Raw genomic sequence first — 13,673 nt, 5'->3', positions numbered from 1 at the left:
TGGCGCTGCGAAGCAGCGACGGATTGGGGAAACCACGTGGCAATCAAGTCTCGGCCTGACCAGTCACGCCAGTTACAGGTGCAACCCCGATCGCAGGTGTGACTGGCGCTCACCGCTGCTCGCCGTTTTCTTCATTTCCCAAACCGGCCCGAAACGTGTTTGTTGCGCCGCACGGACAACGGGACCAGGAAACATGGACGTTTTGCGCATAGCGGCATTTTCGGACGGCAACAGAGGCGGCAATCCGGCCGGCGTGGTGATCGGCGAGGCTTTGCCGGACGCGGCCGAGATGCAGCGCGTCGCAGCCGAGGTAGGCTTCTCGGAAACCGCCTTCGCGGCACCCGAAGGCGGCGGCTGGCGCGTGCGCTACTTTTCGCCGGAGTCGGAAGTGCCCTTCTGCGGCCACGCCACCATCGCGCTGGGCGCGGCGCTGGTCAGGAGGTTCGGCAACGGGGTATTCTCGCTGATCCTCAACCAGGCGAACATTACCGTCGAAGGCTTTTGCGACGGCGCCAACGTCGCCGCCGCGCTGCAGTCGCCGCCGACGCACAGCCGGCCGGCTTCGTCGGAACTGGCCGGCGAGGCATTGGCGCTGTTCGGCTACCAGCCAGGCGATCTTGATCCGGCCATTCCGCCGGCGCTCATCCACGGCGGCGCCGACCACCTCGTGCTGGCGCTGAAGTCACGCGAAGCCTTGGCCGCCATGGCTTATGACCTGAAGCAGGGCCAGTCCTTCATGCGGCGCGAAGGCTTGGTCACCATCCTGCTCGCTTATGCCGAAACGCCGCGCCTCTTCCACACGCGCAATCCATTCGCTTCCGGCGGTGTCTACGAGGACCCGGCGACGGGGGCGGCGACCGCGGCCTTTGCCGGCTATCTGCGCGATCTTGGCTGGCCGCATGGCGGCGCCATCGACATCATCCAGGGCGAGGACATGGGCATGCGCTCGCGACTCCATGCCGACATTCCACCGACGCCGGGCAGCTCGATCAGGGTTTCTGGAACAGCCCGCCTGATGGATGCGCGGGCAGAAGCGGCTTAAATCGGCCGCTTCAGGCCGAGATGATCGCGCAGCGTCCGGCCTTCATAGTCCTTGCGGAACAGCCCGCGCCGCCGCAATTCCGGCACCACCAGCGTCGCGAAGGCGTCGAGCTCGCCCGGGAACCAGGATGGCATGACGTTGAAGCCGTCGGCCGCGCCGCCTTCGAAGCGTGCCTGCAATTCGTCGGCGATCTCTCCGGCCGTGCCGACCACCCGCCAGTGGCCGCGCGCGCCGGCAAAGTAACGCGCCAACTCGCGGATCGAGAGACCGTCGCGGCGCGCCTGCTCGATGACCAGCGCCTGCCGGCTCTTCATGCCTTCGCTCTCCGGCAGCTCGGGCAGCGGCCCGTCGATCGGGTAGCGGCCGAGGTCGGAGATGCTGAGATAGCTGGAGAGCAGCGCCACGCCGACATCGTCGGGGATCAACTCCTGCAGCGCATCGTATTTCGCTTGCGCCTCGGCTTTCGTGGCGGCCACGATCGGCGCCACGCCGGGCATGATCTTCACGTCGTCCGGCTGGCGTCCGTAAGCGGCGAGCCGCCCCTTGAGATCGTCATAGAAGGCCTTGGCTTCCTCGAAAGTCTGCGCCGCCGAGAACACGACATCGGCGGTGCGCGCGGCCAGATCTTTGCCGTCGTCCGATGCTCCCGCTTGCACCATCACCGGCGCACCCTGCGGCGAGGGCGGTATGTCGAGCGGATCGCGCACCGAGAAGCTTTCGCCGTCATGGCCGGTTGGCTTACGATGCCAGAGCCCGGTGATTACCGTGGCGAATTCGCGCGCCCGCGCATAGCGGTCGGCATGCGGCCGCAGCCCCGTCGCGCCGAAATTCGCTGCTTCGATCGGGCTCGCCGAGGTCACGAGGTTCCAGCCGGCCCGCCCGCCGCTGAGATTGTCGAGCGAAGCAAAAGTCCGCGCCAGGCCATAGGGCTCGTTGTAGCTGGTCGATGCCGTCGAAACCAAGCCGATGCGCTCGGTCTGCGCGGCCAGCGCCGACAGCAGGCTGATCGGCTCGAAACCGATCGAGCGCGAGGTCTGGCTGGCAATGTTGATGTTGGCCTCGCGCAGGCCGGCGGCGTCCTCGCAGAACACCATATCGAACTTCGCCGCTTCGGCGGTCCGCGCCAGCGCGATGTAATGGTCGATGTCGATACCGGCCGTCACATGCGCGTCCGGGTGACGCCAGGCGGCGATGTGATGGCCAGTCGCCCACAGGAACAGGCCGAGCTTCATCTGGCGCGCGGTCATTTTGCGCCTCCTGTTCCGAGGCCAAGATGTGCGCGCAATGTCGTACCTTGCCGGGTCCGGCTGGCGAGGCCGCGGGGCTGGAGTTCCGGCAAGACACGGTCGGTGAAATTCTGAAGTGCCGCGACATCAGCCGGCAGAACAAAATTGAAGCCGTCACAGCCGCTCGATCCCAGCAGGTTTCGAAGCCTGTCGATAGGCGGCTCGGATTCAATCGCGACCGTCAGCAGCACCTTCACGCCTTCCGGTTTGCGGTCGGCGGCAAGCGCCCGGCGTCTCAAATCGGCGGTCGCAGCATTGGCGGCCTCGGCCGACTCTTCCTCGATCAGAATGACGTCGGCGACGCGGCTCGCGAAGTCGCGATCGGTCTCGTTTAGGCCGGACATGACCAGCACAGGCGTGTCCTGCGGCGAGCGGGCGACATTGAGCGGTCCGCGCACTGCGAAGAACTCGCCCTTATGGTCGAGGACATGCATCCTGTCGGGATCGTGGAATCGACCGCCCACCTTGTCGAACAGCAAGGCATCCGCGTCCCAGCCACGCCATAAACCGTGCGCGATGCCGATGAACTCTTCTGCGCGGCGGCGAAAGTTATCGTCGGAGAAACCTTCCGGCCGGCTGAAATTTGCCGCCTCGCGCGGATTTTGCTGCATCGTCGCGTTCCAACCGATGCGGCCGTGGCTGATGATGTCGAGCGAAGCAAAGCGGCGCGCCAGATTGTAGGGCTGGTGCGCGAGCGTCGAGGCGCTGGCCACAAGGCCGATCCTGTCGGTCACCGTCGCCAGCGCGGCCAGCAACGTCGTCGCTTCGAACGGGCTGGTCGACGGCTCATCGGCGGAGTCGGAAATGATGACCATGTCAACGCCCACCGCTTCCGCCTTCCGCACGAAGGCGCTGATTTGGCCGAAGTCCAGGACGGCCTGTCCGCTGGGGGCGGCGATATCGAGCGAAACGGCGAGATGCATCGCACCAACCTAAGTTCGCCGGCGCGCAAGGCAAGGCTGGCGAATGGACCAGCGACTGCCTCTCTTGCCTCCCAGCACCCTCCGCAGTCCCTTACTTCCCGGCCAGAATGTCCTTGATCAGCCGCTGGCAGCGCTCGGCCATGAAGTCGAGCAGAAGCCGCACTTTCGGATCCTGCAGCTTCTTGTGCGGATAGACGGCGGCGAATTGCACCGGCGTTGGCGGCGTTTGGGTAAGGATCACCTTCAGTCGACGGTCGCGGATGAAGGGTTCCACCTCGAAGCGCGGCTTGTTGATGATGCCGCGCCCCGACAGCGCCCAACCGGTCAGCACGTCGCCGTCGTCGGTGTCGTAGGGGCCGTGCACCTCGAACTTCTGCGGGCCGCCCGGCGTCTGCAGCGTCCAGACATATTCGCGCGCGCCGGCATAGCGCAGCATTAGGCAGTCGTGTTTCCTGCCGATCAGTTCCTGCGGCTCGGCGGGTTCGCCGCGCGCCTCCAGATATTTCGGCGCCGCCACCAGCACGCGTTCGCATTCCATGATGCCGCGCATCCGAAGGCTGGAATCCTCGATGATGCCGAGCCGGAAGGCAACGTCGATGCCTTCCTTCATGATATCGACATTGTGGTCGGAGAGCCTGAGCCGCACCTCGATATCGGGATATTTGTCGTGGAAATCCGGGATCCCCGAGGCAATCAGCCGCCGTCCGAGGCCGAGCGGCGCCGTGACCCGAATGGTCCCGCGCGGCTGGCCGGAAAGTGCTGCGACCGCCGCTTCCGCCTCGGTGATGGCGTCCAGCACCTGCTTGGCGCCGGTGTAGAACACCGTGCCGTGCTCGGTCGGCATCAACTGCCTTGTCGTGCGATTGAACAGCCGGACGCCGAGGTGCTTTTCCAGCTCCTTGATGCGGTTGGAGGCGACCGCGGGAGAAATGCGCATATCGCGCCCCGCCGCTGACAGATTGCCGAGCTCGACGACGCGGACGAAGACGGCGATGTTGTCGAGATAGGCCATGCGTGGCTCTCATGCGGCTGCGTGGGCACCCTAGTATTTTTTATTTTTTTTTGAAAGTCATCGCGCACCTCGCCTCTTTTCGTTTGCGCGCTAGCCCGTAAAGTCGCTCTTATCGGCAGGGACGATCTCAATGATGGATTTCGCGATTTTCTGGGACTGGCTGAGCTTCGCCGTCCGCTGGCTGCATGTCATCACCGGCATCGCCTGGATCGGCTCGTCCTTCTATTTCGTCGCGCTGGACCTCGGCCTGCGCCAGCGTCCGGGCCTGCCTGCCGGCGCCTTCGGCGAAGAGTGGCAGGTGCATGGCGGCGGCTTCTACCACATCCAGAAATATCTGGTGGCGCCCGCCGAGATGCCAGAGCATCTCACCTGGTTCAAATGGGAATCCTACGCCACCTGGCTGTCGGGCTTCGCCATGCTCTGCGTGGTCTACTATGCCGGCGCCGATCTCTTCCTGATCGACCCCAACGTGCTTAACGTCTCGGCGCCGGTCGGCATCCTCCTGTCGATGGCCACCATCGGCGTCGGCTGGATCGTCTACGACCTGCTCTGCCGCTCGCCGCTCGGCAACAGCGATACCAGGCTGATGCTGGTGCTTTACGGCGTGCTGGTGTTCATCGCCTGGGGGCTCACCCATCTCTTCACCGGCCGCGCCGCCTTCCTGCATCTCGGCGCCATCACCGCCACGATCATGTCGGCCAATGTCTTCATCGTCATCATCCCCAACCAGAAGATCGTCGTCGCCGACCTGATTGCTGGCCGCAAGCCGGATCCGAAATACGGCAAGATCGCCAAGCAGCGCTCGCTGCACAACAACTACCTGACCTTGCCGGTCCTGTTCCTGATGCTGTCGAACCACTACCCGCTGGCCTTCGGCACGCAGTTCAACTGGGTCATCGCCTCGCTGGTCTTCATCATCGGCGTGCTGATCCGGCACTATTTCAACACGGTGCACGCGCGCAAAGGCAACCCGACCTGGACCTGGCTGGGCGCCGCCGTGCTGTTCATGATCATCATTTGGCTGTCGACCGTGCCGAAGGTGCTGACCGGCGAGCCGAAGACCTCGGCCGCCTCCACCGCCGCCCAGGTCTATATCGCTTCGGCCCATTTCCCGGCCGTGCGCGACACCGTGCTCGGCCGCTGCTCCATGTGCCATACGGAAGAGCCGGTCTACGAAGGCATCTACCATGCGCCCAAGGGCGTGCTGCTCGACACCGACGAGCGCATCGCCGAGCACGCACGCGAGATCTACATCCAGGCCGGCAGGGCGCATGCCATGCCGCCCGCCAATGTCAGCCACATAACCGACCAGGAACGCGCCCTTCTGGTCGCCTGGTTCGAAGGCGCCGGAAAGTAAATATGACCTCAAAGCTTCTGCGCGGGCGCACGCTGTCCTTCCTGCGTTGGCCCGAAACGGTCGGTGACCATTCCGCCTGGCGTTACGAGGAGGATGGCGCCCTGCTGGTCGACGACGGCAAGATCATTGCCGCCGGTTCCTATGCCAATGTCCTGAAGAAGGCCGGTGCGGGTGTCGAGACGATCGACCATCGCCCGCATCTCATCCTGCCGGGCTTCCTCGACGCGCATGTGCATGTGCCGCAGATGCAGATCATAGCCTCTTACGGCGCCGAGCTGCTCGACTGGCTGAACAAATACACGTTTCCCGAAGAGTCGAAATTCCAGAACGCGCAGCATGGCCGCCGCATCGCGCGGCTGTTCCTCGACGAAATGCTGCGCCACGGCACGACGACGGTCGCTGCCTACTGCTCGGTGCACAAATCTTCCGCCGAAGCCTTCTTCGCCGAGTCGCATGAGCGCAACATGCTTAACATCGCCGGCAAGGTGATGATGGACCGCAACGCGCCGGAGGGCGTCCTCGACACGCCGAAGACGGGCTACGATGACAGCAAGGCGCTGATCGCCGAATGGCACGGCAAGGGCCGCCAGCTCTATGCCATCACGCCGCGCTTCGCCATCACCTCGACGCCCGAGCAGATGGAGATGGCCGGCGCGCTCTGCCGCGAGCATCCCGGCCTGCACATGCAGACGCACCTGTCGGAAAACCACGCCGAGATCGCCTTCACCCAGGAGCTTTATCCCTGGTCGCGCGACTACACCGACGTCTATGAGCACTACGGCCTGCTCGGCAAAAAGAGCCTGTTCGGCCACTGCATCCATCTGTCGGAGCGCGAGGCGGATGCGCTGTCGCAGTCGGGCTCGGTCGCGGTGTTCTGCCCGACCTCCAATCTTTTCCTCGGATCCGGCCTGTTCGACTACCAGCGCTATCGCCGGCGCGAGAAGCCGCTCCGGATCGCGGCCGCCACCGATGTCGGCGGCGGCACCAACTATTCGATGTTGCGCACCATGGACGAGGGCTACAAGGTGATCGCGCTGAACGGCGAGAAGCTGAACCCGTTCCAGTCCTTCTGGCAACTGACGCGCGGCAACGCCGAGGCGCTGTCGGTGGCCGACAAGGTGGGCACGCTGGAGGAGGGCACCGATGCCGATATCGTCGTGCTCGATGCTCACGCCACGCCGGCGATGCGGCTCAGGATGGAGACGGTCGAAACGCTGGCCGAGGAACTCTTCCTGCTGCAGACGCTGGGCGACGACCGCGCCGTGCGCGAGGTCTATGTGGCGGGCCGTCCGGCGAAGAGCGCGATTGTGGCATGAGCTTTGAGGCGCTCTTGGCTTGACCCGGCGTCAGTCATCGGCCAAAGCGTGCGTCGACGCTGACAGGGGAACGCCATGGCCACCGCCGACGACATCGCTCTGATCAAGAAACAGGAAGCCACGTTGGTCTTCGCGGCCTTCGATGAGGCCGTCGCTTTCAACATCGGCTCCACCATCAGGGACCGGGCGCTGAAGGAAGATCTCCCGATCATCGTCGACATCAGAACCTTCGACCGGCCGCTCTTCTATGCCGCCATGCCAGGCTCCAACGCCTCCAATCCCGATTGGGCGCGGCGCAAGATCAATGTCGTGAAGCGCTATTTGATTAGCACCTACCGTCTTGTCCTGGAGCAGCAGCGGCCCGACCGCACCTTCAAGGTCGGCGAGGGGCTGGATATTGCCGACTATGTGCTCGCGGGCGGCGGCTTCCCGGTCACGGTCAAGGGCGCCGGCGTCATCGGCGTCATCGCTGTTTCGGGCCTGCCGGAGCGCGAGGATCATGGCGTTGTGGTCGATGCGCTGTGCGCCCATCTTGGCATCGATGCGAGCGGGCTCGCGCTGCCGCCGGAAGAAAAATGACCGACCCGAAAAGCTTCCTCATCTCGATCTTCAACGCCGCCGTCGCCGCCGCCGACCCGGAAAAGACGATCCGCAATCATTTGCCGGCGAAGCCGAAGGGCCGCACCATTGTCATCGGCGCCGGCAAGGGCTCGGCGCAGATGGCGGCGGCCTTCGAGAAGGTCTGGGACGGTCCCATCGACGGCCTTGTCGTCACGCGCTACGGCTATGGCGCCAGATGCGAGCGCATTGAGATCATCGAGGCGGCGCATCCGGTGCCGGACGCAGCGGGCCTGGAAGCCTCGCGCCGGCTGCTGGAGAAGGTGCGGGGCCTCACCTCGGACGATCTGGTCATAGCGCTGATTTCCGGCGGCGGCTCGGCCCTGCTGCCGTCGCCGGCTCCCGGCCTGACGCTTGCCGACGAGATCGCCGTCAACGAGGCGCTGCTTGCCTCCGGCGCGCCGATCGCGGCAATGAACACCATCCGCAAGCATGTCTCGACCATCAAGGGCGGACGTCTTGCCGCCGCGGCGCACCCGGCGCGCGTGGTGTCGCTCGTCGTGTCCGATATCCCCGGCGACAATCCGGCGTTGGTCGCCTCGGGGCCGACCGTTCCCGACACCGGCAGCCGCGCGGACGCGCTGGCCTCGATCGCCGCTTATGGCATGAAACTACCGGCCTCGGTCATGGCACATATCCAGTCGCCAGCCGCAGACGCGCCGCGTCCCGACGACCCGCGCTTTGCCGGCAACGAGGTGCACCTGACGGCCTCTGCCGGCGTGTCGCTCGAAGCCGCCGCCGCCGAGGCGAAGCGGCAAGGCATCGAGGCCGTCATCCTCTCGGATGCGATCGAGGGCGAGGCGCGCGAGGTCGGCGGTGTCCATGCCGCGATCGCGCGCGAAGTGGCGACCCGCAGCCGCCCCTTCGCCAAGCCCGTGCTGATCCTGTCCGGCGGCGAGACGACCGTGACGCTGCGTGCCAAGGGCAAGGGCGGCCGCAATTCCGAATTCCTGCTCGCCTTCGCCATCGGAATCGATGGCGTCGAGGGCATTCACGCACTTGCTGCCGATACCGACGGCATCGATGGTTCCGAGAACAATGCGGGCGCTTTTGCCGACGGCTCGACCGTGTCGCGCATGCGTGCGGCCGGCGTCGACGCCAAGGCGATGCTCGCCGGCAACAACGCCTGGACGGCTTTCAATGCTGTCGGGGATTTGTTCGCCCCGGGGCCAACGGGCACGAACGTCAATGATTTGAGGGCCATTCTGGTTAGGTAGCGCAGAGCCCCACAGAGGTCGTCATCCGCGGGTCTACGCGCGTCGCCTCGCTCCTTGCTCCGCCCGTGGATGGCGACCTGATGGGCCGCGCGACCTCCATGAAGCAGAACCCGTCAAACCCTTCCTTGGGTGCGCAGAACAACAATCACGCCCTCATCAACTCCCTCACCTTCCGCATATCCTTTAAAAACCGCTCCCTCTCAGCCTCCTTGTCCTCCTGTTCACGGATGCGCAGGATGAAGGACGGGTGGATGGTGAGGAACACCCGCAACCCATCCTCGCGCTCGACCACGCCCCCGCGCATCCTGGTGATCGGCACCGCCTTGCCGAGCAGCGACTGCGCGGCCGTGGCGCCTAGCGCCACCACGAGGTTCGGCTTGATCAGGTCGAGCTCCTTGTCCAGCCACCAGCGGCAGGCCTGGATCTCGCCGGCATTGGGCTTCGAGTGGATACGCCTTTTGCCGCGCGGCTCGAATTTGAAGTGTTTCACCGCATTGGTGACATAGACCTTGCGGCGGTCGATTTCGGCGTCGTCCAGTATGCTGTCGAACATCTTGCCCGCCGGTCCGACGAACGGCTTGCCGGCCAGATCCTCCTGGTCGCCGGGCTGCTCGCCGACGAAGACCACATCGGCATTCTCCGGTCCCTCGCCGAAGACGGTCTGCGTCGCATCGCGCCAAAGGGGGCAGCGGCGGCAGCCCTTCGCCTCCTCGCGCGCCTCGCCGATGGAGGCGGCTGGGGCCAGCTCTGGCTGGGGCGCAGGAATGCGTCCGGCTGGACGCTTCGCGTCGCGCTGCAAGGCCGTTGTTGGCGGTGTTGTTGCCATCGTTCTGTCTCGCCCGCTTTCAAACTTGAAATGGGCGAGCCTGGCGATGGTTCCTCACACCTCGTGCAGATAGAGGTGGTAGTCCAGCTCGCTGACCGTGCGGGCGACGCGCAGATATTCGGCCTGCTTGATCGCCACGAAGGTCCGGTGCAGGTCTGGGCCGAGCGCCGATTTCAGGAAATCGGATCCCCTGGCCGCCTCGATCGCGGCGCGCCAGTCGGCCGGCATGGTCGATATTTCGCTCGCCTGCTCGTAGCCGTTCCCGGTGGTCTCTGGCCCTGGATCCAGGCCTTCGTCGAGCCCTTTGACGATGCCGGCCAGCACCGTCGCCGCCACCAGATAGGGATTGGCGTCGACGCCCGACGGCCTATGCTCGATGCGGCGGTTCCTGGCGTCGCCCGCCGGCACGCGCAGCGCCACCGAGCGGTTGTTGACGCCCCATGTCGGCGCCACCGGCGCGTAGGATTGCGAGACGAAGCGCCGCCATGAATTGGCGTGCGGCGCAAACACCAGCATCGATTCCGCCATGGTGTGGATCAACCCGCCAAGCGCGTTGAGCAGCTTCGGCGACCATTTCTCGCCGGTCGTCTCGGTGAAGACGTTGCGGCCGGCATCATCTTGCAGCGAGACATGGAAATGCATGCCGGAGCCGGCATAGGCCTCGATGGGCTTGGCCATGAAACAGGCGGTGACGCCGTGCCGCCGCGCCTGGGCCCGCACCAGCCGCTTCAGCATGACGAGGTCGTCGGCTGCCCGCATCACGTCCTTGCGGTAGTTCAGCGTCAGCTCGTACTGGCCGGGCGCGTATTCGGAAATGACGGTCTCGGCCGGAATGCCTTGCGCCTTGGCCGCTGCATAGATGTCGGAAAACAGCGGCTCCATGCCATGCAGATGGTCGACCGAATAGACTTCCGTCTTGGCAGAACGGCGGCCGTCGAGCACCGCGCGGGCAGGCTGCACCTTGCCGTCCGCGTCGCGTTCATTGGCAAGCAGAAAGAATTCCAGCTCGAAGGCGCCGGCCGGATGCAGGCCGCGCGCCGCCAGCAATTCCACCTGCCTTGCCAGCACCAGGCGCGGATCGGAGGTCATCGGTTGGCCATCGAGATGGTACATCGACATCAGCACCTGGCCGCGCGCCGGATTGGTGCCGTAGAGCGGAGCCAGCGTGCCCGGGATCGGCCATGCCCTGAGGTCGCCGTCGCCGGTGTCCCACACCAGGCCGGTCTCGTGGACGTCCTCGCCGGTGATGTCGAGGCCGAGGATCGAGATCGGCAGATGCCGGCCGTTCTCGAAAATGCCCACCAGCTCGTGCCGGCGTACGATCTTGCCGCGGCCTATGCCGTTGGCGTCGGTGAGCACGATGTCGAATGCCTCGATCTCCGGATGCGCGGCGAGAAAGGCCTTCGCCTCGGCGGGCGTCGAGCCGGAAGGGGACGTGGTAACGGCGTTCGGATTGTCCATGGCCGCTTTTCTCACGCCGTAAGCCGGGCCGCAACCGCGGCGAAGGCGGCGATCAGTCGGCTCACCTGCGCGGAAGTCGTCACCGGCGAGATCAGCATCATGTTGTGGAACGGCGCGATCAGCACGCCGCGATTGACCAGCGCGACATGGATGGCTGCTTCGAGCTCCGGCGCATGCGCCTTCTCGGCCTCGCCGCCGTTGTGAAGCGGTCCCGGCGCGCAGATGAACTCGACGCGCGCGCCGACCCGCGCGACATGCCAGGGCAGCTTGTTGCGCTGGATGACGGCGGTCAGCCCCGCGTCGAGCCGGCGTGCCAGCCGGTCCATATGCGCGTAAGCCTCCTCCGTCATCACCTCTTCCAGCGTCGCGCGCATCGCCGCGAATTGCAGCGGGTTGGCCGACAGCGTCGTGCCCATGCCGGAATAGCCGGGCTCCTTGGTCCGATTGTAGGCGCCGTAGCGGGTGGCGACCTCCTCGCTCATGCCCCAGATGCTCGCCGGCACGCCGCCCGCCACCGGCTTGCCGAGCACGAACAGGTCCGGTTCCAGCCCGTGCTTCTTCGTATAGCCGCCGGGACCGGTGGAGATCGTGTGAGTCTCGTCGATCAGGAGCAGCGTGCCGGCTGCCCGCGTCAGGCGCCGCAGCGCGTCGTGGAAGCCTGGATCCGGCAGCACCATGCAGGAATTGGTCAGCACCGGCTCGGTGATGACGCAGGCGACGTCGCGATCCGCAAGCGCTGCTTCCAAGGCAGGGACGTCGTTGAACTCGACGATCTTCGTTGCGCGCGTCAGGTCACGGAATTCGCCGGCCAATCCGGGCCGATTCACCGGCTTGCCGTCGATCAGCCGCACCATCGTCTCGTCGACCGAGCCGTGATAGCAGCCGTTGAAGACCAGGATCTTCTCGCGCCCCGTCACCGCGCGGGCGACGCGCAGCGCGAAGCGGTTGGCGTCGGTGGCGGTGGTGGCGATCTGCCAGTAGGGGAGGCCAAAGCGCTGTTGCAGGAGCGTCCCGATCGCCAGCGCGTCCTCGCTGGGCAGCATGTAGGTCAGGCCCCGAGCGGCCTGCCGGCGGATCGCGCGCGCGACCGCCGGCGGCGAATGGCCGAGCATCGAGCCGGTGTCGCCCAGGCAGAAATCGTCGAGCCTGTTGCCGTCGATGTCGGTGATCGTGGCGCCCTTCGCGCCGTCGACGAGGATCGGGAATGGCGTCGGCCAGTCGGTCATCCAATGCATTGGCACGCCGCCCAGGAAGCCGGCGATGCCATTGCCGAGTTTCGCCTCGGAGTTCGGCCGCGCCTTGCGGAAAGCGGCCGCCTCCGCCTCGCGCAATTCGGCGATGCGGGCGACGTCGATGCCGCCGATGGAAGTTCCTGGATTCGATGCCTGCATGAATGCCCCTCTGTTTGGCGCGGCACTCTGCCCATGGCTTTGAAAAACTGCAATTGGCCGCGCCGGGGGCGGGTGTTGGCTCAGGCAGTAGGCAGTAGGTGTCGTCGACCCTAAGCCCGACTGCCTATTCGCTACCGCCTACGCCGTAATATCGATGACGCCGCAATCGCCGGACGCGCTACCGAAGACGATGCGGCGCTCTTCCTTGTCCCACATCATCGAAGTGACGGCGCCCTTACCGGGGCGGCGCAGCAGCACTTCCTTGGCGTCGGCGAAGCGCGCCGCGATCACCATGCCGTCTTCATAGCCGATGGCCACTACGTCCTGGCTCGGATGGCAGGCGACACAGGTCACCATCGTGTTGCCGCGCGTGCCGAGCTCCAGCGGCGCCTTGCCCATCGGGCCATCCTTGCTGGCGAAGGGCCAGACGATCGCCGCCGGGGCGCCCGAGCTCGCCAGCCATTTGCCCTTCACGCTCCAGGACAGGCTCTTCACCTTGCCGGGATAGCCACTCATGCGCATGTGCTTGCCGTCGGCGAGCTTCCAGCCATGCAGCGCGTTTTCCTGCATGGTGGTGATCAGGAAAGCGCCGTCCGGTGAAAAGGTGATGCCGGTATGGGCGCCGGCCCATTCGAGTTCCACCGGCTTGCCCTCAGCCGCCGGGAAATGCAGCGTCGCGCCATTGTAACGGGCGACGGCAAAACGCATGCCCTTGGGTGAGAAGGCAAGCCCTTCCACCGAGCGCGGATGAGCGAATTCCTTGATCTTGCCGTCGGCGAAACGCACGAAGGCGGTCTTGCCGGAGGCGTAGGCGATGGCGCCCTGCGGTCCGGCGGCAACGCTGGTGACCCACTTTTTGCCGGCGCTCGCCAGTTCACCCACCTCGCCGCCGGCCTTCACGGCAAACACCTTGCCGTCCTCGCCGCCGGTGATCAGACGGTCGTTGGCCGCGTCATGGAAGGCGGCGAGCAGGCCGTCATTGGCCTGCACCGTCTTCTGCCCATTGTCCAAGCGGTGGATCGCGCCGTCAGCCAGAGCGAAATGCGGCACGTCGTTGAGGAAGACGGCGGCAACGCAATGGCCTTCGAGATCAAGCGGGGCGACTGTGGGCATGATTTCCTGAATGGACGAGATGTTGGATTTATCTGGCGGCTTACTCGACGTTTCCCGCTTCGGCAACAACTGTAGCGATCGGCAGCGGCCTCTCAAGGACTGGGAGGGAGG

General features: G+C 65.5%; 12 protein-coding genes. 5 read left to right on the top strand and 7 right to left on the bottom strand.

Going from position 1 to position 13,673, the window contains the following annotated elements; translation table 11 throughout:
• Window positions 1-193 precede the first annotated feature (193 nt).
• The gene (locus DPM35_RS16630; protein WP_112128332.1) at window positions 194-1,042 is read left to right on the top strand and encodes a PhzF family phenazine biosynthesis protein; all 849 of its coding nucleotides are present in this window, start codon (window positions 194-196) and stop codon (window positions 1,040-1,042) included.
• On the opposite strand, the gene DPM35_RS16625 is transcribed toward DPM35_RS16630, so the two are convergent.
• The 3 genes from DPM35_RS16625 to DPM35_RS16615 all read right to left on the bottom strand — a co-directional run bounded on the left by DPM35_RS16625 (window position 1,039) and on the right by DPM35_RS16615 (window position 4,263).
• Entirely contained in the window at window positions 1,039-2,289 is a 1,251-nt protein-coding gene (locus DPM35_RS16625) for an LLM class flavin-dependent oxidoreductase (RefSeq protein WP_112128331.1), read from the bottom strand. The two genes, DPM35_RS16630 and DPM35_RS16625, sit on opposite strands and share 4 nt — an antisense overlap.
• Window positions 2,286-3,251, bottom strand: a complete 966-nt coding sequence (locus DPM35_RS16620; protein ID WP_112128330.1) for an LLM class flavin-dependent oxidoreductase — start codon at window positions 3,249-3,251, stop codon at window positions 2,286-2,288. Before DPM35_RS16620 ends, DPM35_RS16625 begins: the two co-directional genes overlap by 4 nt.
• Window positions 3,252-3,342: 91 nt before the next feature.
• Complete coding sequence (locus DPM35_RS16615) at window positions 3,343-4,263, bottom strand: LysR family transcriptional regulator (protein ID WP_112128329.1); 921 nt, start codon at window positions 4,261-4,263, stop codon at window positions 3,343-3,345.
• 130 nt (window positions 4,264-4,393) lie between these two features.
• Between DPM35_RS16615 and DPM35_RS16610 the strand changes: the two genes are divergently transcribed.
• The 4 genes from DPM35_RS16610 (at window position 4,394) to DPM35_RS16595 (ending at window position 8,771) form a co-directional block, all read left to right on the top strand.
• Window positions 4,394-5,620 (top strand): urate hydroxylase PuuD, encoded by a 1,227-nt coding sequence (locus tag DPM35_RS16610; protein ID WP_112128328.1) that lies wholly within the window; start codon window positions 4,394-4,396, stop codon window positions 5,618-5,620.
• A 2-nt stretch (window positions 5,621-5,622) separates the two neighbouring features.
• A complete protein-coding gene (guaD, locus tag DPM35_RS16605) occupies window positions 5,623-6,936 on the top strand; it encodes a guanine deaminase (RefSeq protein WP_112128327.1) in 1,314 nt (437 codons plus the stop codon).
• 75 nt (window positions 6,937-7,011) lie between these two features.
• Window positions 7,012-7,515, top strand: coding sequence for a heme-degrading domain-containing protein (locus DPM35_RS16600; protein WP_112128326.1), 504 nt, complete (start codon window positions 7,012-7,014; stop codon window positions 7,513-7,515).
• Window positions 7,512-8,771: a glycerate kinase type-2 family protein gene (locus DPM35_RS16595; RefSeq protein ID WP_112128325.1), complete on the top strand. Its 1,260-nt coding sequence runs from the start codon at window positions 7,512-7,514 to the stop codon at window positions 8,769-8,771. Before DPM35_RS16600 ends, DPM35_RS16595 begins: the two co-directional genes overlap by 4 nt.
• 145 nt (window positions 8,772-8,916) lie before the next feature.
• Here the strand turns inward: DPM35_RS16595 and DPM35_RS16590 are convergent, their stop codons facing one another.
• The 4 genes from DPM35_RS16590 to DPM35_RS16575 form a co-directional block, all read right to left on the bottom strand.
• Window positions 8,917-9,597: a UdgX family uracil-DNA binding protein gene (locus tag DPM35_RS16590; protein WP_112128324.1), complete on the bottom strand. Its 681-nt coding sequence runs from the start codon at window positions 9,595-9,597 to the stop codon at window positions 8,917-8,919.
• A 54-nt stretch (window positions 9,598-9,651) separates the two neighbouring features.
• Window positions 9,652-11,058, bottom strand: coding sequence for a glutamine synthetase family protein (locus tag DPM35_RS16585; RefSeq protein ID WP_112128323.1), 1,407 nt, complete (start codon window positions 11,056-11,058; stop codon window positions 9,652-9,654).
• A gap of 11 nt (window positions 11,059-11,069) precedes the next feature.
• Window positions 11,070-12,449: an aspartate aminotransferase family protein gene (locus DPM35_RS16580; protein ID WP_112128322.1), complete on the bottom strand. Its 1,380-nt coding sequence runs from the start codon at window positions 12,447-12,449 to the stop codon at window positions 11,070-11,072.
• 138 nt (window positions 12,450-12,587) lie between these two features.
• Window positions 12,588-13,562, bottom strand: a complete 975-nt coding sequence (locus DPM35_RS16575; RefSeq protein ID WP_112128321.1) for a WD40 repeat domain-containing protein — start codon at window positions 13,560-13,562, stop codon at window positions 12,588-12,590.
• Between the last annotated feature and the right edge of the window lie 111 nt (window positions 13,563-13,673).

The organism is Mesorhizobium atlanticum, assembly GCF_003289965.1.
Classification (GTDB): domain Bacteria; phylum Pseudomonadota; class Alphaproteobacteria; order Rhizobiales; family Rhizobiaceae; genus Mesorhizobium; species Mesorhizobium atlanticum.
This window is presented reverse-complemented; position numbering and strand designations above follow the sequence as displayed.

What these genes read in the sequence shown, in the direction of transcription:
- DPM35_RS16630 (WP_112128332.1), top strand. Translation starts at nt 194, where the DNA reads ATGGACGTTTTGCGCATAGCGGCATTTTCGGACGGCAACAGAGGCGGC.
- DPM35_RS16625 (WP_112128331.1), bottom strand. Translation starts at nt 2,289, where the DNA reads ATGACCGCGCGCCAGATGAAGCTCGGCCTGTTCCTGTGGGCGACTGGC.
- DPM35_RS16620 (WP_112128330.1), bottom strand. Translation starts at nt 3,251, where the DNA reads ATGCATCTCGCCGTTTCGCTCGATATCGCCGCCCCCAGCGGACAGGCC.
- DPM35_RS16615 (WP_112128329.1), bottom strand. Translation starts at nt 4,263, where the DNA reads ATGGCCTATCTCGACAACATCGCCGTCTTCGTCCGCGTCGTCGAGCTC.
- DPM35_RS16610 (WP_112128328.1), top strand. Translation starts at nt 4,394, where the DNA reads ATGATGGATTTCGCGATTTTCTGGGACTGGCTGAGCTTCGCCGTCCGC.
- guaD (WP_112128327.1), top strand. Translation starts at nt 5,623, where the DNA reads ATGACCTCAAAGCTTCTGCGCGGGCGCACGCTGTCCTTCCTGCGTTGG.
- DPM35_RS16600 (WP_112128326.1), top strand. Translation starts at nt 7,012, where the DNA reads ATGGCCACCGCCGACGACATCGCTCTGATCAAGAAACAGGAAGCCACG.
- DPM35_RS16595 (WP_112128325.1), top strand. Translation starts at nt 7,512, where the DNA reads ATGACCGACCCGAAAAGCTTCCTCATCTCGATCTTCAACGCCGCCGTC.
- DPM35_RS16590 (WP_112128324.1), bottom strand. Translation starts at nt 9,597, where the DNA reads ATGGCAACAACACCGCCAACAACGGCCTTGCAGCGCGACGCGAAGCGT.
- DPM35_RS16585 (WP_112128323.1), bottom strand. Translation starts at nt 11,058, where the DNA reads ATGGACAATCCGAACGCCGTTACCACGTCCCCTTCCGGCTCGACGCCC.
- DPM35_RS16580 (WP_112128322.1), bottom strand. Translation starts at nt 12,449, where the DNA reads ATGCAGGCATCGAATCCAGGAACTTCCATCGGCGGCATCGACGTCGCC.
- DPM35_RS16575 (WP_112128321.1), bottom strand. Translation starts at nt 13,562, where the DNA reads ATGCCCACAGTCGCCCCGCTTGATCTCGAAGGCCATTGCGTTGCCGCC.